Genomic DNA, 20,461 nt, shown 5'->3' with positions numbered 1-20,461 from the left:
TCAATCGACATACGGAAGGTATCGCATCGTGGGCATCAGGAACGTAGGCATCGTCGGGGCTGGACACGATGCTCTCGGTGATGCAGGTCTTTCATGAGGGTTTCGGGGAGCCGAAATACCGCCCGGCGCCGCTGCTCAAGGAGATGGTCGACGCCGGCTTCCTGGGCCGCAAGAGCGGCCGCGGCTTTTTCAATTACGCATGACCTAAGGTTTTCGTACGGAAAGGTGCCTCGTCATCACGCTGGAACGGTGGATTCCTCCTCTCCCCTGCGTTCCTGCCGGCACCTTTCTTTTTTTATTCTGTGGCGCTTTGCACGACTCGTTGAGGGACACGGCGAGGCTAGGTTTCGATGACGAGGTGACAAAAATGAAGAAAATCCCGGCTTTTCCCCCAATTCTTTCCGCCCGTGGCTCGTGCGCCCGTCAAGGCTTGAAGACGACGTTCAGGTCGCTTGGCGTAGCGCTTTTGCTGAGTGCTGCCGTCAGCGGTGGACATGAAGCGCAGGCGCGAGAGCTGTCCATTAGCGATAGCTCGTTCAAGTGCCTGAACGACATGGTCAAGGTACGCCATTTCTACGTGGACAATCTCCTCGGCAATCGCAAAGCCACGATCAAGGTCGCCGAGAAGGGAACCGGATCGTATCCGCCGGGCTCCGTCGTGCAACTGGTGCCCGGCGAGGTCATGGTGAAGCACCCGAAGGGCTTCAACGCCGCGACCAAGGACTGGGAATTCTTCGAGCTGGACGTCTCCAAGGAGGGATCGAAGATCCGCAAGCGCGGGTTTACGGACGTGGTCAATCGCTTCGGGGGAAATTGTTTTGCCTGCCATGTGAAGGCGCAACCCGCGTTCGACATGGTGTGCGAGATCGACCATGGCTGCGATCCGATCCCCATCACTCGCCGCATGCTGGCGGCGGTGCAGAAGACCGATCCCCGCTGCACGGCGCCTGCCGCCCTGACCGAGGACGATCAGCGCGCCCTGAAGGAGTTGGACGAGGTGTTGAAGACCATGACGATGCCCGCGGCGTCGAAGTGAGGGTCGATGATCACGCGTGTGGGCGGCCACCCCCGCACCGGGCGGGAGACCTGAGTTTCGAGCCGCCCCTGGCGGTCCGATGAGGGAGGGAACGTCAGTGGGAAGTCAACGCGCCTGTCCGACGGGAGGCAGCATCGCGACGGCCTCCGCAACGAGCGGGGTGGCGCCGATGCGGGCGGCGCCGTCGGTCGTGAGCCGCTCGATCAGTGCATTGCGCAGCCGCGGCTCCCAGAAACGGGTGAGGTGGTCCGCGACCTCGCGGCGCGCGGCGGCGCGGTCTGGCCAGGCTTCGAAGAAGCGGCCGATCTGGTTGGCCATTTTGACGAGATGGTCGATGTCCATCGATCAGGTTCCGGTGAGTTGGGTCGGGTGGGTGTACACCGTCATGCGCCCGGCGCGGGCGAGGCCGACGAGCGTGACGTGCGCGGCGTCGGCCACGCGCACCGCGAAGGCGGTCGGGGCCGAGATCGCGGCGAGCACGCCGATGCCGGCAGTGGCGGCTTTCTGCACCATTTCGTAGCTCGCGCGGCTCGTGACGACGGCGAAGCCGTCCGCCGGGTTCACGCGGTGGGCGGCGAGGGCGCCGGCGAGCTTGTCGAGGGCGTTGTGGCGGCCGACGTCTTCGCGCACAAGTTGCAGGCTGCCGTCGTTGTCGGCCCAGGCCGCCGCGTGCGCGGCGCCGGTCGCGCGATGCAGCGGCTGCAGGGCGTTCAGCTCCGCGAGGGCGCGCTGGATTGCGGAGGCGCGTACCGCCGTCCGGGGGGCGACCGGTGCGGGCGTACGTACTGCGGCATCGAGGCTGTCGACGCCGCACAGTCCGCAGCCGGTGCGGCCGGCGAGGTTGCGCCGCCGCTCCTTCAGGCCGAACATCCGTGCGGCGGCGATGTCGAGGCGCACTTCGATGCCGCCGGGGCCATGGACGACTTCGCAGTCGTAAAGCTCGCCGGGGTTCGACAGAATGCCTTCCGACAGGCTGAAGCCGAGGGCGAAGTCTTCCAGATCGGTCGGGCTAGCGAGCATCACGGCGTGCGAGATGCCGTTGTAGACCAGCGCCACGGGCACTTCCTCGATGACGGTCTCAACGCTTGCGAGCGCTTCGCCGTCGATGTGCCTGCACGCGAGGACGGTAGCGCGCGCGTCCCATGGCGCGTGCTCGGCTACAGGGCAGGCCTCAGGTTTCAGCTGCGCGCTCACACCCTTTCTCCATTGCCGGCGAGCGCCGCCGCGGCATCGCCACGCAGCAGTGCGGTCTGCTTGCGGTGATGCTGCCGATAGCGTTGCTGCCATTCGGAGGGCTGCGCGACCGGCATCACTTCGACCGCGGTGACCTTGTACTCGGGGCAGTTCGTCGCCCAGTCCGAGTTGTCGGTGGTGATGACATTCGCGCCGGACTCGGGGAAGTGGAAGGTCGTGTAGACAACGCCCGGCTGCACGCGCGCCGTGATCGTCGCGCGCAGCACGGTCTCGCCGGCGCGGCTCGCGATGCCGACCCAGTCGCCGTCGCGGATGCCGCGGTCCTCGGCGTCCTGCGGGTGGATCTCCAGCCGGTCCTCGCCGTGCCACGCGACGTTGGCGGTGCGCCGCGTCTGTGCGCCGACGTTGTATTGCGACAGGATGCGTCCCGTGGTCAGGATCAGCGGATAGCGCTTGGTGACCTTCTCCTCGGTCGGTATGTACTCGGTCGGCATGAAGCGCCCCTTGCCACGGACGAAGGCGTCGATGTGCATGATCGGCGTGCCTTCGGGCGCGGCGTCCGTGCAGGGCCACTGCACGCTGCCGAGCCGGTCGAGCAGCTCGTAGCTGACGCCGCGGAAGGTCGGAGTCAGGCGCGCGATCTCGTCCATGATCTCGGACGGATGGCCGTATTGCATCGGATAGCCGAGCGCGTTGGCGAGATCGACGGTGACTTCCCAGTCTTCCTTACCTGCGAGCGGCGGCATCGCCTTGCGGACGCGCGAGATGCGGCGCTCGGCGTTGGTGAAGGTGCCGTTCTTCTCGAGGAAGCTCGCGCCGGGCAGGAAGACGTGCGCGTACTTGGCGGTTTCGTTGAGGAAGATGTCCTGCACGACGACGCATTCCATCGCGCGCAGTGCCGCCTCGACGTGGTGGGTGTTCGGGTCGGATTGCGCGATGTCCTCGCCCTCGCAGTACAGGCCGCGGAAGCTGCCGTCGAGGGCGGCTTCGAACATGTTCGGGATGCGCAGTCCCGGCTCGGCGTCGAGCGTGACACCCCAGGCGCCCTCGAACAGGCCGCGCACCGTGCCGTCCGAGACGTGACGATAGCCAGGCAGCTCGTGCGGGAAGGAGCCCATGTCGCAGGAGCCCTGAACGTTGTTCTGGCCGCGCAGCGGATTCACGCCGACGCCCAGACGGCCGACGTTGCCGGTCGCCATCGCGAGGTTCGCGATCCCCATGACCATCGTCGAGCCCTGGCTGTGCTCGGTGACGCCGAGACCGTAGTAGATCGCGCCGTTGCCGCCGCCGGCATAGAGGCGAGCCGCGCCGCGTACCGCTTCGGCGGGGACGCCGGTGATATCGGCGGTCGCTTCGGGGGAATTTTCCGGGCGCGCGACGAACTCGCGCCACATCGCGAACGAGGCCGTATCGCAGCGTTCGGCGACGAAGTCTTCCTGCACGAGCCCTTCGGTGACGATCACGTGCGCCAGCGCGTTGGCGATCGCGACGTTGGTGCCGGGCCTGAGCTTCAGGTGGTAGGCGGGCTCGTAGTGCGCGCCTTTCAGGAGATCGATCTCGCGCGGGTCGATGACGACGAGCTTCGCGCCCTGGCGTAGGCGACGCTTCAACTGGGAGCCGAACACGGGATGGCCGTCGGTCGGGTTCGCGCCGATCACGAGTACGACGTCGGACTGCATCACCGAGTCGAAGGTCTGCGTGCCGGCCGACTCGCCGAGCGTCTGCTTCAGACCGTAGCCGGTCGGCGAATGGCAGACGCGGGCGCAGGTGTCGACGTTGTTGTTGCCGAAGGCCGCGCGCACGAGCTTCTGCACGAGGTAGGTCTCTTCGTTCGTGCAGCGCGACGAGGTGATCGCGCCGACCGAGCTGCGGCCGTGCTTGGCCTGGATGCGGCGGAATTCGGATGCGGCGTAGGCGATCGCTTCTTCCCAGCTGACCTTGCGCCAGGGTTCGTCGATGCTCGCGCGGATCATCGGCGTCGTGATGCGGTCCGGGTGGGTCGCGTAGCCCCAGGCGAAGCGGCCCTTGACGCAGGAGTGGCCGTGGTTCGCGTGGCCGTCCTTGTGCGGGACCATGCGCACGACCTGGTTGCCCTTCATCTCGGCCTTGAAGGAGCAGCCGACGCCGCAGTACGCGCAGGTGGTCACGAGGCTGCGTTCGGCCTGGCCCAGCTCGATGACCGATTTCTCCATCAGCGTCGCGGTCGGACAGGCCTGGACGCAGGCGCCGCAGGACACGCATTCGGAGTCCATGAAGCTCTGGCCCTGGCCGGGGCTGACGCGCGATTCGAAGCCGCGGCCGGCGATCGTCAGCGCGAAGGTGCCCTGCGTCTCCTCACAGGCGCGCACGCAGCGGTTGCAGACGATGCATTTCGACGGGTCGTAAGCGAAGTAGGGGTTGGAGGTGTCGAGGGGGGCGCGGCTGGCGGCGTCGAAGTGGTTCTTGTTCTGGATACTGCTCGGCGCGGTGTAGCGCACTTCGCGCAGGCCGACGACGCCGGCCATGTCCTGCAGTTCGCAGTTGCCGTTGGAGGGGCAGGTGAGGCAGTCGAGCGGGTGGTCGGAGATGTAGAGCTCCATGACGCCGCGACGCAGATCGGCGAGCTTGGGCGTCTGCGTGCGCACGACCATGCCGGGCTCGACTGGCGTCGTGCAGGAGGACGGGTAGCCGCGGCGGCCTTCGATCTCGACGGCGCACAAGCGGCACGAGCCGAAGGGTTCGATGCTGTCGGTGGCGCAGAGCTTGGGGATCGCGATGTCCATTTCCTGGGCGGCGCGCATCACCGAGGTGCCAGCCGGCACCGTGATCTCGACGCCGTCGATCGTCAGGCTGACCATCTCGGCGGATTCGCGCTTGGGGGTGCCGTAGTCCGTGTCGCGGGGGAGGGACATGTTATTGCTCCTCGGCGGGGCTTCAGGCCGCCGCCTGCTTGTCGGCGCGCGGGACGCCGAAGTCTTCGGGGAAGTGGGTCAGCGCGGACTGCACCGGGTAGGGCGCCATGCCGCCGAGTGCACACAGCGATCCGGCGAGCATCGTGTCGCACAGCGAGCCGAGCAGCGCGATGTTCTTCGCACGCTCCTCGCCGGCGATGATGCGGTCGATGACTTCGACGCCGCGCGTCGAGCCGATGCGGCAGGGTGTGCATTTGCCGCAGGATTCGACGGCGCAGAATTCCATCGCATAGCGGGCCATCGCGGCCATGTCGACGGTGTCGTCGAAGGCGACGATGCCGCCGTGGCCGATCATTGCGCCGATGCCGACGTAGGCTTCGTAGTCGAGCGGCACGTCGAACTGCGACTCGGGGACGTAGGCGCCGAGCGGGCCGCCGACCTGCACGGCGCGGATCGGCCGTCCGCTCGCGGAACCGCCGCCGTAGTCGTACAGGAGCTCGCGCAGCGTGAGTCCGAACGCGCACTCGAAGAGCCCGGTGCGCTTGAGGTTGCCGGCGAGCTGGAAGGGCAGCGTGCCGCGCGAGCGGCCCATGCCGTAGTCGCGGTAGAAGGCCGCGCCGCGCGAGAGGATCACCGGCACCGACGCGAAGCTCATGACGTTGTTGATGACCGTCGGTTTGCCGAAGAGGCCCGCGATCGCCGGCAGCGGCGGCTTCGCGCGCACCGTGCCGCGCTTGCCTTCGAGGCTCTCGAGCATCGAGGTCTCTTCGCCGCAGATATAGGCGCCGGCGCCCATGCGGACTTCGAGTTCGAAGGCCTTGCCAGAGCCCATGACGTCGGGGCCGAGGTAGCCCGCGTCGCGCGCGCAGCCGATCGCCGCCTGCAGCGTGCGGAAGGCATGCGGATATTCCGAACGCAGGTAGATGTAGCCTTGGGTCGCGCCGACCGCGATGGCGGCGATCGTCATGCCCTCGATCAGGCAGTAGGGATCGCCTTCCATCAGCATGCGGTCCGAGAAAGTCCCCGAATCGCCCTCGTCGGCGTTGCAGACGACGTACTTGCGGTCGGCCGCGGCGTCGAGCACGGTGCGCCATTTGATGCCGGTCGGGAAGGCGGCGCCGCCGCGGCCGCGCAGGCCGGAGTCGGTGACTTGGGCGACCGTCTCCGCGCCGGATTGCGCGAGTGCGCGGGCAAGGCCTTCGAAGCCGCCGTACGAGCGGTAGTCGTCGAGCGACAGCGGGTCGGTCAGTCCGACGCGCGCGAAGGTCAGGCGCTGCTGGCCGACGAACCAGGGCTGGTGTTTGACACAGCCGATCGCGAGCGGGTGGGCGGCGCCGGCGAGGAAGTCCGCCGCGAAGAGCCCGGGTACGTCGTCGGGCTGCACCGGCCCGTAGGCGACTCGGCCGGCCGGCGTTTCGACCTCGACGAGCGGTTCGAGCCAGAACATGCCGCGCGAGCCGTTGCGCACGAGAGTGACGTCGAGGCCGCGCCGTGTGGCTTCCGCAGCGATCGCGCGGGCGACGCGTTCGGCGCCGAGTGAGAGGGCGGTCGAGTCGATCGGCACGTAGATGCGGGTGCTCATACTTCCTCCCGGACGGCACGCAGCGCGGCGATCTCGGCGTCGAAACGCTGGGCGTCGACGCGGCCGACGATCTCGTCGTCGATGCGGATCGCGGGCGAACAGGCGCAGTTGCCGAGGCAGTACACCGGTTCGAGCGTGACGGCGCCGTCGCCGGTGGTTTCATGAAAGTCGACGCCGAGGCTCGCCTTGGCGTGCTCTTCGAGCGCCACCGCGCCCATCGAACGGCAGGACTCGGCGCGGCAGACCTGGACGACGTGGCGACCGGCGGGGCGGGTGCGGAAGTGGTGGTAGAAGCTGATGACGCCATGCACTTCGGCGCGGCTCAGGCGCAGGGCGGTGGCGATGGTCGGGACCGCGTCGTCCGGCACCCAGCCGATTTCGTCCTGGATCGCATGCAGGATCGGCAGCAGTGCGCCGGGCAGCGTGCGGCGCTGGTCGACGATGCGCTGGATTCTTGCCGCGGTGGTTTCGTCCGCCATGAGGGGTCTCCGTTGGGGGGAACCGATCGGAGCGCGAGGCGGCTCATGGAGGGAGGGAGGGTGAGACGGCTGGCGTCATCCGATCGGGTGACCGGAGCTTAGGCGCCCGCCATGACGAGGGAAACCGAGAAATTTTGCAGGCATATTCGGTTTTTCCGAACACGGCTGTACGGGGCGCGAGGTGCGCCATGCGCGTGACACTGTGTCCCGCCGAAAACCTTGTGAAGCGCGCAGTGCCTTGGTTTTCGGGGCTGGCGGGGCAGTGGCCCGGAGCTTGCTGTGGATGCCGCAGACCTCTCCGACTCCGGAACCCCGATGACCATCGCTTCGTTCGCCTCCCCGATGTCCGCGTCCGCCGTCGCCATGGTGGATGCGCCGGCGCGGCTGCACCTCGGCTTCCTCGATCCCAGCGCCTCGCTCGGCCGTCGCTTCGCGAGCCTCGGCCTCGTCATCAACGGAATGAGCACGCAGGTGAGCGTTTCGGCGTCGGAATGCGACGCGATCGAGGTGCCGGCCGACTGCGGCAATGAGGTCCGGGAGCGGCTCGCACGGCACCTCGCGGCGCTGCGGACCGAGACCGGCATGCTGGCGCCGCTGCACGTCGTGTTGCATCGCAGCCCCCCCGCACACGCTGGCTTCGGCTCCGGGACGCAACTCGCGCTGGCGCTGGGGCGCGCGTTCAGCGCCTGCCATCGGCTCGATCTGGAAACCCGCCGCATCGCCGCGCTGCTCGCCCGCGGTGGGCGTTCGGGCGTGGGCATCGCCGGATTCGACCGCGGCGGTCTGTTGCTCGACGGCGGGCCGGGCGTCGAAGGGGCGACGCCCCCGCTGCTCGCGCGCATGGCGTTTCCACAGGCTTGGCGCGTGCTGCTGGTGCTCGACGAGCAACGCGACGGGCTGCACGGCGCCGAGGAACGCGTCGCGATGGAACGCCTCGCGCCCTTCCCGCGTGAGCTTGCCGCGGAACTGTGCCACCAGGTGCTGATGCGCGTGCTGCCCGGCGCAATGGAAAGCGACTTCGAGCCCTTCGCCGAGGGCGTATCGACGCTGCAGCGGCTCATCGGCGACTACTTCGCGCCGGCCCAGGGGGGCTCGATGTACACGAGCCCGGCCGTCGAGCGGGTGCTCGAATGGATCCGCCCGCGCTATTGCGCCGGCATCGGACAGAGCTCGTGGGGGCCGACCGGCTTCGCGATCCTGCCGACGGCTGCGCGCGCCGCCGAAATCATCGCCGCCGCGCGCGCAGCCGGTGTCGTCGATCCGGCGCTGCGCCTCGTGGTCGTCGCCGGGCGTAACCACGGCGCCCAGCTCGACGACCGACCGTCTTCTCCTTGGGGCGGCTGCGGAAGCGCCTGATCGCGCTTCCGGCCGTTCCCTTTTTCTCTTTCAACGATCTTCCTTCGCCCACGGACGGAATCCATGTCAGCCCGATACATCCTCCACATGTTCACCCCCTCCGGCCAGATGAGCCCCTTCGACATCAATATGGCGGTCGATGCCGGCTATGACGTGGTCGTGCCGTACTGCCGCGTGACGGCCGAGGAGATCCGCGGCCTGACGCAGGACGCGATCTTTTCGCGCGGGCCGAAGGGGGTGAAGGCGACCGGCATCTTCATCGGCGGGCGCAACGTGATCGCCGCCTCCGACATGCTCGAGACCGCCCGCGCCGCGATGGTGCCGCCCTTCGAGGTGTCGGTGATGGCCGATCCGAGCGGCTCCTACACGACCGCGGCGGCGCTCGTCGCCTGCGTCGAGCAGCAGCTGAAGCGTGCGCACGATACGGGCTTCGCCGGCAAGCGCGTGCTGGTGCTCGGCGGCACGGGAACGGTCGGACGCATCGCCGGCGTGCTTGCGGCGGGGCTCGGGGCCGAGGTGTTGCTCGGCCACCATGCGAAGCTGTCCTCGGCGGAGGCCGCCGCCGCCGAGACCGGCGCGCGTTTCGACTGTCGGCTCGCCGGCGCCGATGCGAGTACGCCTGAGGCGCGCCGCGCGGCACTCGCCGCGGCCGACGTCGTCTTCGCAGCGTCCGTTGCGGGTGTCCAGGTCGTCACCGATGCGGAGCGCGCCGCGGCCGCCCGGCTGCTCGTCGCGGCCGACGTCAATGCGGTGCCGCCCGAAGGCATCGCCGGGGTCGGCGTGATGGACGACGGCAAGCCGCTGCCCGAAGGCCGTGGCGTGGGCATCGGCGCGCTGGCGATCGGCAACGTCAAGTACCAGACCGAGCATCGGCTGCTGCGCATGATGCGCGAGGCGGACAAGCCGGTCTATCTCGGCTTCCGCGAGGCCTTCGCGATGGCGCGTGAGGTCGTCGCCGAGAAGGCCGCCCGCTGACGTAGGAGGAAACATCATGTCCCCGCTGCTCGCCGTCGCCGCGCTGTCTGCGCGGATGCTTGCCGAGGTCGCTCGCGGTAGCGGCTATCGCGCCATCGCGCTGGATCTCTTCGGCGACCGCGATACACGGCGCGCAGCGGAGGCGTGGTTTCCGATCGGCGAAACGGCGCGCCTCGCGATCGATGGCGAAGCGCTGATCGACGCCTTGCGGCGGTCGCGCGCGGCGGGCGCCGAAGCCTGGGTCGCCGGCAGCGGCTTCGACGGATGTCCGGAGCTGCTGGCGGCGGGAGCCGAAGTGCTGCCGCTTGCCGGCAACACCGCGGAAGTGGTCGCACGCGTGCGCGATCCGGCGCTGTTCTTCGGCCGCCTCGCGGCGCTCGGCATCCCGCATCCGGAGACCCGTTCCGACTGTCCTCCATCGCCGTTCGGCTGGCTGCGCAAGAACGCGGCGAGCAGCGGCGGGTGGGGCGTGTGGCGGGCGCGTCCTGATGACGACGCGGATGCGGGCTCCCGCGTCTATTACCAGCGCATCGCCGCCGGCGTGCCGATGTCGGCCCTGTTCGTCGCCGACGGTCGCCGCAGCCGGCTCCTCGGCGTCAATCGCCAGACCGTGCGCCCGCTCGGCGAGCGCCCTTTCGTGTTCCGCGGCTGCATCGGCCCGGTGCGTGTCGCGCCGGTCGTCCTCAGTGCGCTGGAGACGATGCTCGATGCGCTTGCGGCCGAATTCGGCCTGCGCGGCTTGAATGGCCTCGATTTCATGCTCGATGACGAAGAGATCCGCGTGATCGAGCTCAATCCGCGGCCGCCCGCGACCATCGCCTTGTACCGTCACGCGCTGGCGGGCGGATTGCTGCGGGTTCACGTCGAAGCGAGCCTCTCTGGTCGCTTGCCCGGGCCCGAGCTCCTTGCCGGTTCCGAGCGCCCGCGTGGTTTCGAGACCCTCTTCGCGAAGCGGGCCTGTGAGGTCGGCGCGCGGGCATCCGATGCGCTCGCGCAGCGGACGTGGTGCCACGACCTGCCGGCAAGCGGCACGCGCATCGCGCGCGGCGAGCCGCTGTGCACGGTGTCGGCGGTGGGCGATACGGTGGCCGAAGTCGAGGCGCAGCTCCTGCGGCGCCGTCAACAGATTCCCTTCCTGATGGAGCAGGTCGATGAACGAAGCAGCGAAGGTGCTCGCCTCCGAGCGCTCGAGTATCAATGAACTGGCGGCCCCGCTCGTCGCGCGGCTGACCGGCCGCGCGGCCGAGTGGCGGCTCGACGTGCAGCATACGGAGACCGGCGTCACGATCGTCGATGCCGGCATCGGCACGCGCGGCAGCGTCGCGGCAGGACTCGCCATCGGCGAGATCTGCATGGGCGGGCTCGGCCGTGTGCGCCTCGCCTCGGGGAGCGACGGTGATGGAGGCTGGCCCACCTGGGTCGAGGTCGCCAGTTCGCAGCCGGTGCTCGCGTGCCTCGCGAGCCAGTACGCGGGCTGGAGCCTGTCGGCGAGCAAGGAGGAGGGCGGAGGAAAGAAATTCTTCTCGCTCGGTTCCGGCCCGGCGCGTGCGCTCGCGTGCCGCGAGCCGCTGTTCGAGGAACTCGGCTACCGCGACCGCGCGGGTCCTGCAGTGCTCGTGCTCGAGGTCGATCGCGCGCCGCCGCCGGTCGTGATCGACAAGATCCTGCGCGACTGCGGGCTCGAGCCGTGGCAGCTCACGCTGGTGCTGACGCCGACGACGAGCCTCGCCGGCTCGACCCAGGTCGTCGCGCGTGTGCTCGAAGTAGCGCTGCATAAGGCGCATGAACTGGGATTCGCGCTCGGCGACGTCGTCGACGGGAGTGCGCGTGCGCCCTTGCCGGCGCCGAGCCCGGACACGGGCATCGCGATGGGGCGCACGAACGACGCGATCCTTTACGGCGGCCAGGTGCATCTGACCGTTGCCGGCGATGACGACGCGGCGCGCGAGCTCGCGAACAAGCTGCCCTCGTCGACCTCACGCGACTACGGGCGCTCCTTCGCGGACATCTTCCGCGACTACGACTACGACTTCTACCGCATCGACGGCGCGCTCTTCGCTCCCGCCGAGGTGTGGGTCAGCAACCTCGCGAGCGGACGGACCTGGCACGCCGGAAAGCTCGACATGGGCCTGCTGCGGCGTCTGTGGCTGGACGAGGCATGAGCGCCCCCGCCCGGCCGCGCGTGGCGATCCTGACGGACGAGACCGGCTGGCACACCAGCCGGCTGCGCCGGGCACTCGCGCGCCGTGGCTTCGACGGCCGTTGCGCGGATCTCGAGGATTGCCGCTTCGACACCTCGCGCGGTGGTTCCGGCATCGTGATCCCGGGCTTCGGACGCTCGCTGCCGGTCGCCGCGATCGTCCGCGGGATCGCTGGCGGCACGCTCGAACAGGTCACGAAGCGGCTCGGTATCCTGCACGCGCTGCGCGAGCTCGGCGTGCCGGTCTACAACGACGCGCGGGCGATCGAGCGCAGCGTCGACAAATCGATGACGAGTTTCCTGCTGCACCGCGCCGGCATCGCGTCGCCGCCATGCTGGGCGATGGAGTCCGAGGCCGAGGCGCGGCGGCTCGTGATGGCCGAGACGGCCGCGGGCCGCTGCCTCGTGCTGAAGCCGCTGTTCGGCTCGCAGGGCAAGGGCTTGCAACGCGTCGGCTGCGTCGACGGGCAGGCGGTGCCCTTGCCTGATCTGGCGGGCTACGGGCGGCTCGCCTATCTGCAGCGCTATGTGCCGCAACCGGAAGGCCCCGGCGCGCCCGGCTTCGACTGGCGCGTGCTGGTGGTCGGCGGGCGGGCGGTCGCGGCGATGCGGCGCGTGAGCGTGCACTGGGTCAGGAACGTCGCGCAGGGCGCTCGTTGCCGGGCCGCGCAGATCACGCCGGCGCTCGCGACGCTCGCCGAGGGCGCCGCCACCGCGCTGGGGATGGACTATGCCGGCGTCGATCTCGTGCCCGACGCAGCCGCGCCGCTCGGCGCTCAGGTGCTCGAAGTCAACGGCGTCGCCGCGTGGCGGGGATTGCAGTCGGTGACCGGCTTCGACATCGCGCAGGCGATGGTCGACGATCTCCTCGGCCGCCGGCTGGGCGTCGCCCTGGCGCCGGCCGACGAGCTGCGCGCGGGCTAGCATCGTGGATCGGATCGACGAACGGCTCGCCCACGGGCGGGCCGCTTTCCTGTGGGCCTGCGGGCTCGATGTCGCGGTGCGCAAGCCCGGCAACGTCAGCCACCACTCCGCCGGTCATGGCATGGAGGCGCAGGCCTTCCTCGCGAGCGCCGAGGCCTCCGCCGGGCCGCTATTCGCGCGCGGGATGCCGGTGGGCGAGCGCATCGAGGCGGCCGTCGCGGCGACGCGGGCAGCGGTCGGCTGCAACACGAATCTCGGCATCCTGCTGCTATGCGCGCCGCTCGCGGCCGCGCTGGAGCGGCTCGATGGGGCAGAGGAGGCAGCCGCACTGCGGAGCGCCCTGCACACGGTACTCGCAGACCTCGACATCGACGACGCGCGGGCCGCGTACCGGGCGATCGCGCTCGCGAACCCGGGCGGGCTCGGGCGCTCGCGCGAGCAGGACGTCGCTGCGGCGCCGACCATCGACCTGCGCGCCGCGATGACGCTCGCCGCCGACCGCGACAGCATCGCCCGACAGTATGCCGACGGCTATGCCGACGTGTTCGATTGCGGCCTCGCGGCACTGCGCGTCGCGCGGCTGACGAGCGCCGGCCTCGCGAGCGGCGTTCAATCGGTCTTCCTCGCATTCCTCGCGGCCTGGCCCGATACACACATTGTTCGAAAACTCGGTCTCGGCGCGGCGCAGACTGTCACCGCCGAGGCCGCCGCGTGGCGCACGCGCTTCGATGGCGACCCTGCCGCGGGCGAATCGAAGGCCTTCGCCGAATGGGACGAAGGCCTGAAAACGACAGGAATCAACCCCGGAACGACCGCCGATCTCACTGTTTGCACGCTTTTCGCCGGTGCATTGCTGCGTCCTGAGGCGATCAGTCTGCGCGTTGCCGAAAGCTGGCATGGATCGTGAGTTCACCTCATGAGACATCGGTCCCATCCGACGTCCGGAACTGCGGCGCACCTCCGGTGAGGGAGGCCGTGTGAAAATCAAAGGAGAAACAGGCAATGGCAAAAATCGATCGCATGCTGGTGGGTGAATCGCTGGTCGGGGATGGCAATGAAGTCGCCCACATCGACCTGATCATCGGGCCGCGCGGCACCCCGGCGGAAACGGCATTCGCCAACGCGCTCACGAACAACAAGGACGGCTTCACATCGCTGCTCGCGGTGGTCGCGCCGAACCTGCTGACGAAGCCGGCGACGGTGATGTTCAACAAGGTCACGATCAAGGGCGCCAAGCAGGCGGTGCAAATGTTCGGGCCGGCGCAGCGCGGCGTCGCGATGGCGGTCGCCGACAGCGTCGAGGACGGCACGATCCCGATGAACGAGGCGGACAACCTGTTCATCTGCGTCGGCGTCTTCATCCATTGGCTCGCCGAAGACGACGCGAAGATCCAGGACTACAACTACCAGGCCACCCGCGAGGCGATCCAGCGCGCCGTGACGGGCCAACCGCGCGCCGAGGAAGTGGTCGCGAAGAAGTCCTCGGTCGCCCACCCGTTCGCAGCGCACGTGTAATCGACGGGCGCCGGACCGCGGCAGACGCGGTCGGCGCGATGCAAAGAAAAAAGCCGAAGGGATCCTTCGGCTTTTTGCGTTAGGGGCGGCCGTTCAGTCCTTCCGTGGATGCGGCACGAGCCCGGAGCCGAGGAGATGCAGGACTTCGGCGGCGCGGCGCGGGGCCTGCTCGGGCGCCGTGCGGGTGCGCTCGATGACGACCCCGACGCCCTCGACGTCGTCGAACTTGCCCGGCTTCGTCACCGCCACGCGCAGCCAGTGGGCGCCGAAGCGCGTCAGCAGCAGGTTCGAGATGGCCTCGGCGAAGGCTTCGAGGAGCTGGAAGCGATGCGACTGCAACAGCTCGCGCAGCGCGGCACGCACCTCGCCGTAGTCGATCGTATCGCCGATGCGATCGGTGTTGCATGCGAGCGCCCGTGGCACGCCGGCGGCGAGATCGATGCGCACCGGCTGCGGCTCGTGCAGCTCGTCGTCGCAGATGCCGATGATCGTGTTGCCGCGGAAGCCGTCGATGAAGATGACGTCCATCGCGGCGGCGGCGGTGGAAGGCGCGGCGCTCGTCGGCAGCCGCTGCAGTGGATGGGTGGCGTGCAAGATGGCGCTCCTGCGAGAGAGATTTCGGGAGGTGGGAAGTAGGGGTGGCACGTTCGATGCAGTAGATGTGTGTCACCTCCTCCCGGAAAAGCGAGAAGCGGGCCATGTAGCGATGGTGCAGTGCGGAACGTAACCGGTCGCCATTGCATCGTCGCTGCAGCCGGAGCAGGCTTATACTTTGTTGGTTGTATGGGACGATCCGCCGCGGAAAGACGGCGGTCGCCGCGGCAGACGGGGCGCGTCAGACGCCCTGCGCCGGAAGCGGAAGGGACACGCGCGTTTGAAGGAGGAGACATTAGTGATGTCGTCGATGATGCTTGAGCCCCGGGGCCATGCGCACCGGATCTACGAGGTGGTCGAGGGCCGCGGTAGCGGCACCACCGATCTCGTGACGAGCTCCTGGGAGCGCTGCGTCAAGGATTACCGCCTCGACCCGGACAGACCGTCGCACCCGACCGTGCTCACCGATCGCGCGCTCGAAGAGCGCCGCACGAAGGCGGCCGACGTCATCGACTGCGCCAAGCTCGAGATGACCACGCTGTACCAGCAGCTCGGCGATCGCGAGTCCGCGGTGGTGCTGGTCGATACCGAAGGGACCATCCTGCACATGGTGGCCGCCCCGGAGTTCGCGCGCGACATGGGCAAGGTCGGCTTCTGCCCGGGCGCGGTGTGGAGCGAGTCCGCGGTCGGCACGAACGGCATGGGCACCTGCCTCGTCGTCGGCGAGCCGGTCGCGGTGCGGCAGCACGATCACTTCTTTGGCGCTTACACGTCGCTCACCTGCTCGGCAGTGCCGATCTTCGATCCCGACGGCGCGCTCGTCGCGGTGCTCGACGTCACGAGCCGCTCGCAGCTGATGCAGCAGCATTCGCTGGTGCTGCTCAGCATGACGGCCCAGATGATCGAGAACCGTCTGCTCGACCTGCGCTTCCGCGACGCCTGTCCGATCCACTTCCACAGCCGTCCGGAGTTCGTCTATACGCTGCACGAAGGCAAGCTCGTCGTCGCCGACGACGGCAGCATCCGCGCCGCGAACCGCAGCGCGCTGTTCCAGCTCGGTATCCCGTCGGTGCAGGAGATCCGGGGCAGGAAGATCGACGAGGTGTTTCAGACGACGCTGCCGGATATCCTGCAGCGCAGCGCCCGCAGCTCCTTCCATCCGGTGCCGACCTTCTGCACGCAGCGCTCGAACCGCTTCTTCGTCGTCGCGCAGGAGCCGGCGACGCTCTACGCATCCAATGCCGAACGCGGCGCCGCGAAGCAGGTGACGGTCAATCTGCGCGGCATCGGCGGGCCGGACACCGAGTTCGGCGACGAGCGCATCGCCTCGCAGCTGCACGTGGCCGCACGCGTCATCGCAAAACGCATTCCGGTGCTGCTGCACGGCGAGACCGGCGCGGGCAAGGAGGTGTTTGCGCGCGCCTTGCACAAGGGCAGTCCCTTTGCGAGCGGCGCCTTCGTCGCCGTCAATTGCGCGTCGCTGCCCGAGAGCCTGATCGAGAGCGAGCTCTTCGGCTACCGTGCTGGCGCCTTCACCGGCGCCCAGCGCACGGGCCGGCGCGGCAAGATCCTGCAAGCCGACCGCGGCACGCTCTTCCTCGACGAGATCGGCGACATGCCGCTCGCGTTGCAGGCCCGGCTCTTGCGTGTACTCGACGAGCGCCAGGTTTCGCCGCTCGGCTCCGAGGAGACGATCCCGGTCGATTTCCAGCTCGTGAGCGCGAGTCACCGCAACCTGCCGAAGCTCGTCGCCGAAGGGGTGTTCCGCGAGGATCTGTACTACCGGCTGTCCGGTTTGGAGGTGGCGCTGCCGCCGCTGCGCGAGCGCGCCGACAAGCGCGAATTGCTGTATCGCGTCCTGCAGGAGGAGGCGGCGGGGCAGAAGATGACGATCGACGCGGACGCCGAGGCCCTGCTGATGAGCCACCCGTGGCCGGGAAATCTTCGCCAGCTGCGCCACGTACTGCGGACCGCAGTCGTGCTTGCGGGGGGCGATCGGCTGCGGATGGAGGATCTGCCCCCGGCCCTGCGGCAACGCATCGCAGCGCGGCCGGAGCCGATGGCAGCGCCTGCGGTGGCCTTGCACGAGACGGAAGGGGTGGCGGATGGGGTGGCGGGGGGCGGCAGCGATGCTGCGGACGATGAACTGGCGGCGCTCAATCCGGTTCAGGCCAGCGAGCGTGCGGTGTTGCTCGGCCTGCTCGAACAACAACGCTGGAACGTGAGCAATGTCGCCAAAGCCCTCGATATCAGTCGCAACACCCTGTACCGCCGATTGCACCGATTGCGCATCCCCCTCTCCCACGGCGACCCCTCAATGCAGTGACATCCCGGGACATGCTCCGCCGCAGGAGGCGGAGCATGTCCCCACCGGCGGCACCGCGGGCGATGCCGCGCGGCGCGACCGCTGGGCCTGGACCATCACGGGCTCGGGTCATTTCCTCACCGAATCGCTGGAGCTCGCGTTCCGCCTGCCGAACGTCGACTTCTTCCTGTCGCCCGCGGCAGAAGAGGTGCTGCCGCTCTACGGCTACCGCATCGACGCGCTGAAGGAACGCTTCCGCGTGTTCCGCGACAAGACCGCGAGCTCGGTGCCGGTCGGCATGCTCTACGACGACGTCTATCACACCGTCGTGATTGCACCGGCCACCAGCAACACCGTCGCGAAATGCGTCGTGGGCATCTCCGATACCTTGCCGACCAACATGTTCGCGCAGGCGGGCAAGCTCGGCATACCCGGCATCGTATTTGCGTGTGACAGCGAACCTGTGGTCGTCACGAAGAGCCCGCGGGAGTGGGTCGAGCTGCGTCCGCGCAACATCGACCTCGAGAACGTGGCCCGGCTACGCCAGATCGATCATTGCCGGGTCGTCGAATCGCTCTCCACATTGGAGCAGGCCCTGAATGCACGTCTCGCGGAGTTGTCTCTGAAATGGAGCACATTGTCCTCCTGACGGGACGCCTTGCGCAGCCCGCCCTCGAACGCGTGCTCGCCGGCATGGCGCCGGCCCCCTTCACCTGGGAAGTGCGCGAGATCGGCCTGCAGGTCGCCGGGCTGATGACCGCCGACATGATCCGCCGCCGCGTCCCCGCGCCGATCAGCGCCGACCGCGTGCTCGTGCCGGGGCGCTGCCGTGGCGACCTCGACGCGCTGTCGGCCCACTACGGCGTGCCGGTCGAGCGCGGGCCCGACGAGCTGAAGGACATCCCGCGCCACTTCAATCGCAGCGCCTCCGCGGGGCGGCTCGACGCCTACGACATCGACATCTTCGCGGAGATCGTCGACGCGCCGCGCCTCGACGTCGACGCCATCGTCGAGCGCGCGCGGCGCCTCGCGACGGACGGCGCGAACGTCATCGACCTCGGCTGCCTGCCGGCGACCCCCTTCCCGCAGCTCGAAGACGCGGTCGCCGCGCTGAAGGCCGAAGGCTTCCGGGTCAGCGTCGATTCGCAGGACACGGACGAGCTGCTGCGCGGCGGACGGGCCGGCGCCGACTACCTGCTGAGCCTCACCGTCGACACGCTGTGGATCGCCGACGAGGTCGCCTCGACGCCCGTGCTGATCCCGCGCGAGCCTGGCGACGAGGCCTCGCTGTACGCGGCGATCGAGACGCTCGCGCGCCGCGGCCGGCCTTTCCTCGCCGATGCGATCCTCGATCCGATCCCCTTCGGGCTGCTCGGCTCGCTGTGCCGCTACCAGCGGCTGCGCGAGCGCTTCCCCGAGGTCGCGATCATGATGGGCGTCGGCAACGTCACCGAGCTCACCGAGGCCGACACCAGCGGCATCAATGCCGTGCTCTTCGGCATCGCCGCCGAGCTGCGCGCCGGCGCGGTGCTGACGACGCAGGTGAGCCAGCACGCGCGCCGCGCGGTGCGCGAGGCCGACGTCGCGCGCCGCGTGATGTACGAGGCGCGCGAGAGCGGCTCGCTGCCCAAGGGCATCACCGACGAACTGATGACCGTGCACGCCAAGCATCCCTTCCCGGATACGCCCGAAGAGATCCACGCCACCGCCTGCGCCGTGCGCGATCCGAGCTACCGCGTGCAGGTCTCGCGCCTCGGATTGCACATCTACAACCGCGACGGCCATCACGTCGACACCGACCCCTTCGCGCTCTATCCGCGGCTTGCGCTCGACGGCGACGCCGGCCACGCCTTCTACCTCGGCGTCGAACTCGCGCGCGCCGAGATCGCATGGTCGCTCGGCAAGCGCTACGCCCAGGACCAGCCGCTCGACTGGGGCTGCGCGACCGAACACCCCGCCGAGGACTTGATGCGCCAGTGCGCCCCCGCGCCCACCAAGCAGCGCGCCGTCACGGCTTCCTTGACTCCAAAGAATCGCGCGCCCGAGGTTGCGCCCCAGCCATGATCTTCGAGACCCTCGTGACCACCGTCGGCGCCGACGGACGAGTGCACTGCGCACCGATGGGCGCGCGCTATGCGGCCGACGAAGTTGTGCTGATGCCCTTCAGGCCGTCGGCGACGCTCGACAACATCCTCGCGACGGGCGTCGCGGTGATGAACCTCACGACCGACGTGCGCGTCTTCGCCGGCTGCGTCACGGGCCGCCGTGACTGGCCGACGCTGCCGGCCGAGCGCATCACCGGGCGCCGCCTCGTCGGCGCGCTCGCCCACGTCGAGCTGCAGCTCGAAGCCTGCGACGAGGACCCGCAGCGCCCGGTGCTGCACTTCTCCCGCGTCTGCGAGCGCACGCATGCGCCTTTCCCCGGCTTCAACCGCGCCCAGGCTGCCGTCATCGAAGGGGCGGTGCTTGTGAGCCGGCTGCGGATGCTGCCGGCGGAGAAGATCGACAGCGAGATGGCCTACCTGCAGATCGCGATCGACAAGACCGCCGGCCCGACCGAGCGCGAGGCGTGGCAATGGCTGACCGAGGCCGTCGCGGCGCACCGCGCGGCGTCCGGCACCGCTCAGGACACCACTGAGGCCGCCGCATGATCCGCCTGCTCGCGAGCGTGCGCGACCGCGGCGAGGCCCTGGCCGCCGCAGCGGCCGGCGCGGATTTCATCGACCTGAAGGAACCGCGCGACGGCGCGCTCGGCGGCCTTGCCATTCCGCAGATCCGCGACATCGTCGCCGTGCTGCGCGACACGCATCCCGCGCTGCCGATCAGCGCGACGATCGGCGATCACGCGGCCGACGCGCTCGCCGAGATCGACGCGCTCGCCGAGATCGACGCGGCCGTCGCCGCCGTTGCGGCCTGCGATGTCGATTACGTCAAGGTCGGCATCGCGGGCGGCGACGTCCGCGTACAGGTCGCGCTACTCGCCCGCCTCGCCCAGTCGCCGCGCCCCGTCGTGCCGGTCTTCATCGCCGACCGCGGGATCGACCTCAGCGCCGTCCACGCCGCCTGCCGTCTGCCCTTTCCGGCCGTGATGGCCGACACCGAAGACAAGCGCGCCGGCAGCCTCTTCGACTGCGTCACCAGGGCCGCGCTCGCCGAGTTCGTCGGGTGCGTGCGCGGCGCAGGCAAGCTCGTCGGGCTCTCGGGGGCGCTGCGTACGCAGCATCTGCCGCGGCTAGTGGCTCTGGAACCGGATTTTGCGGGGTTTCGGGGTGCGCTGTGCGAAGGTTCGCGCATCGGCACACTCGACCCCGACAGGTTGCGGGCGCTGCGCAAGGCGCTGCACGACGCGACGCGCGTGCCCGCGGTCGAGCTGTGCGTGGGCTGAATCAAGTCCTGTAGCAGCGCAGCTT

The 20,461-nt window shown here is 69.2% G+C and carries 19 protein-coding genes and 1 pseudogene; 14 read left to right on the top strand and 6 right to left on the bottom strand.

Going from position 1 to position 20,461, the window contains the following annotated elements; genetic code table 11:
- Nucleotides 1-56: 56 nt before the first annotated feature.
- A pseudogene (locus AZKH_RS27070) lies at nucleotides 57-203 on the top strand (3-hydroxyacyl-CoA dehydrogenase family protein); the annotation flags it as partial.
- 164 nt (nucleotides 204-367) lie between these two features.
- Complete coding sequence (locus tag AZKH_RS24225) at nucleotides 368-1,036, top strand: hypothetical protein (RefSeq protein ID WP_015451939.1); 669 nt, start codon at nucleotides 368-370, stop codon at nucleotides 1,034-1,036.
- A gap of 105 nt (nucleotides 1,037-1,141) precedes the next feature.
- Here AZKH_RS24225 and AZKH_RS24220 read toward each other — a convergent pair whose 3' ends face one another.
- The 5 genes from AZKH_RS24220 to AZKH_RS24200 are packed head-to-tail and all read right to left on the bottom strand — an operon-like array spanning nucleotide 1,142 to nucleotide 7,182.
- Complete coding sequence (locus tag AZKH_RS24220) at nucleotides 1,142-1,378, bottom strand: formate dehydrogenase subunit delta (RefSeq protein WP_015451938.1); 237 nt, start codon at nucleotides 1,376-1,378, stop codon at nucleotides 1,142-1,144.
- A 3-nt stretch (nucleotides 1,379-1,381) separates the two neighbouring features.
- A complete protein-coding gene (gene fdhD, locus AZKH_RS24215) occupies nucleotides 1,382-2,230 on the bottom strand; it encodes a formate dehydrogenase accessory sulfurtransferase FdhD (RefSeq protein ID WP_015451937.1) in 849 nt (282 codons plus the stop codon).
- Nucleotides 2,227-5,121, bottom strand: coding sequence for a formate dehydrogenase subunit alpha (gene fdhF / locus AZKH_RS24210; protein WP_015451936.1), 2,895 nt, complete (start codon nucleotides 5,119-5,121; stop codon nucleotides 2,227-2,229). Before fdhF ends, fdhD begins: the two co-directional genes overlap by 4 nt.
- Before the next feature lie 22 nt (nucleotides 5,122-5,143).
- Nucleotides 5,144-6,703, bottom strand: coding sequence for an NADH-quinone oxidoreductase subunit NuoF (locus AZKH_RS24205; protein WP_015451935.1), 1,560 nt, complete (start codon nucleotides 6,701-6,703; stop codon nucleotides 5,144-5,146).
- On the bottom strand, nucleotides 6,700-7,182 hold the full coding sequence (locus AZKH_RS24200) for a formate dehydrogenase subunit gamma (RefSeq protein WP_015451934.1): 483 nt from the start codon (nucleotides 7,180-7,182) through the stop codon (nucleotides 6,700-6,702). The genes AZKH_RS24205 and AZKH_RS24200 overlap by 4 nt, the downstream gene beginning before the upstream one ends.
- Nucleotides 7,183-7,497: 315 nt before the next feature.
- Here AZKH_RS24200 and AZKH_RS24195 point away from each other — a divergent pair, with 315 nt between their 5' ends.
- The 7 genes from AZKH_RS24195 to fae all read left to right on the top strand — a co-directional run bounded on the left by AZKH_RS24195 (nucleotide 7,498) and on the right by fae (nucleotide 14,152).
- Nucleotides 7,498-8,538, top strand: coding sequence for a beta-ribofuranosylaminobenzene 5'-phosphate synthase family protein (locus tag AZKH_RS24195; protein WP_051071807.1), 1,041 nt, complete (start codon nucleotides 7,498-7,500; stop codon nucleotides 8,536-8,538).
- 63 nt (nucleotides 8,539-8,601) lie between these two features.
- On the top strand, nucleotides 8,602-9,513 hold the full coding sequence (locus AZKH_RS24190; protein WP_015451932.1) for an NAD(P)-dependent methylenetetrahydromethanopterin dehydrogenase: 912 nt from the start codon (nucleotides 8,602-8,604) through the stop codon (nucleotides 9,511-9,513).
- Between the two features lie 16 nt (nucleotides 9,514-9,529).
- Entirely contained in the window at nucleotides 9,530-10,714 is a 1,185-nt protein-coding gene (locus AZKH_RS24185) for an ATP-grasp domain-containing protein (RefSeq protein WP_015451931.1), read from the top strand.
- Complete coding sequence (mch, locus tag AZKH_RS24180; RefSeq protein WP_015451930.1) at nucleotides 10,665-11,675, top strand: methenyltetrahydromethanopterin cyclohydrolase; 1,011 nt, start codon at nucleotides 10,665-10,667, stop codon at nucleotides 11,673-11,675. Before AZKH_RS24185 ends, mch begins: the two co-directional genes overlap by 50 nt.
- Nucleotides 11,672-12,637: a RimK family alpha-L-glutamate ligase gene (locus tag AZKH_RS24175; protein ID WP_015451929.1), complete on the top strand. Its 966-nt coding sequence runs from the start codon at nucleotides 11,672-11,674 to the stop codon at nucleotides 12,635-12,637. Before mch ends, AZKH_RS24175 begins: the two co-directional genes overlap by 4 nt.
- Before the next feature lie 4 nt (nucleotides 12,638-12,641).
- Nucleotides 12,642-13,544: a triphosphoribosyl-dephospho-CoA synthase gene (locus AZKH_RS24170; protein WP_015451928.1), complete on the top strand. Its 903-nt coding sequence runs from the start codon at nucleotides 12,642-12,644 to the stop codon at nucleotides 13,542-13,544.
- Nucleotides 13,545-13,639: 95 nt separating this feature from the next.
- Entirely contained in the window at nucleotides 13,640-14,152 is a 513-nt protein-coding gene (fae, locus tag AZKH_RS24165; protein WP_015451927.1) for a formaldehyde-activating enzyme, read from the top strand.
- A gap of 93 nt (nucleotides 14,153-14,245) precedes the next feature.
- On the opposite strand, the gene AZKH_RS24160 is transcribed toward fae, so the two are convergent.
- Nucleotides 14,246-14,746, bottom strand: a complete 501-nt coding sequence (locus AZKH_RS24160; RefSeq protein ID WP_015451926.1) for a dihydroneopterin aldolase — start codon at nucleotides 14,744-14,746, stop codon at nucleotides 14,246-14,248.
- Nucleotides 14,747-15,047: 301 nt separating this feature from the next.
- Here AZKH_RS24160 and AZKH_RS24155 point away from each other — a divergent pair, with 301 nt between their 5' ends.
- Genes AZKH_RS24155 through AZKH_RS24135 form a run of 5 tightly spaced genes read left to right on the top strand, consistent with a single transcriptional unit; the run spans nucleotide 15,048 to nucleotide 20,436 of the window.
- Nucleotides 15,048-17,072 (top strand): sigma-54-dependent Fis family transcriptional regulator, encoded by a 2,025-nt coding sequence (locus tag AZKH_RS24155; RefSeq protein ID WP_015451925.1) that lies wholly within the window; start codon nucleotides 15,048-15,050, stop codon nucleotides 17,070-17,072.
- Nucleotides 16,975-17,700: a flavoprotein gene (locus AZKH_RS24150; RefSeq protein ID WP_015451924.1), complete on the top strand. Its 726-nt coding sequence runs from the start codon at nucleotides 16,975-16,977 to the stop codon at nucleotides 17,698-17,700. Before AZKH_RS24155 ends, AZKH_RS24150 begins: the two co-directional genes overlap by 98 nt.
- Complete coding sequence (locus tag AZKH_RS24145; protein ID WP_015451923.1) at nucleotides 17,679-19,115, top strand: DUF6513 domain-containing protein; 1,437 nt, start codon at nucleotides 17,679-17,681, stop codon at nucleotides 19,113-19,115. The genes AZKH_RS24150 and AZKH_RS24145 overlap by 22 nt, the downstream gene beginning before the upstream one ends.
- Nucleotides 19,112-19,702, top strand: coding sequence for a DUF447 domain-containing protein (locus AZKH_RS24140; RefSeq protein ID WP_015451922.1), 591 nt, complete (start codon nucleotides 19,112-19,114; stop codon nucleotides 19,700-19,702). Before AZKH_RS24145 ends, AZKH_RS24140 begins: the two co-directional genes overlap by 4 nt.
- The gene (locus tag AZKH_RS24135) at nucleotides 19,699-20,436 is read left to right on the top strand and encodes a (5-formylfuran-3-yl)methyl phosphate synthase (protein WP_015451921.1); all 738 of its coding nucleotides are present in this window, start codon (nucleotides 19,699-19,701) and stop codon (nucleotides 20,434-20,436) included. Before AZKH_RS24140 ends, AZKH_RS24135 begins: the two co-directional genes overlap by 4 nt.
- Nucleotides 20,437-20,461: the final 25 nt, after the last annotated feature.

The organism is Azoarcus sp. KH32C, from assembly GCF_000349945.1.
In the GTDB taxonomy this organism is placed as follows: domain Bacteria; phylum Pseudomonadota; class Gammaproteobacteria; order Burkholderiales; family Rhodocyclaceae; genus Aromatoleum.
Note: the sequence above shows the minus strand (reverse complement) of the source record. Positions and strands in the feature narration are given on the sequence as shown.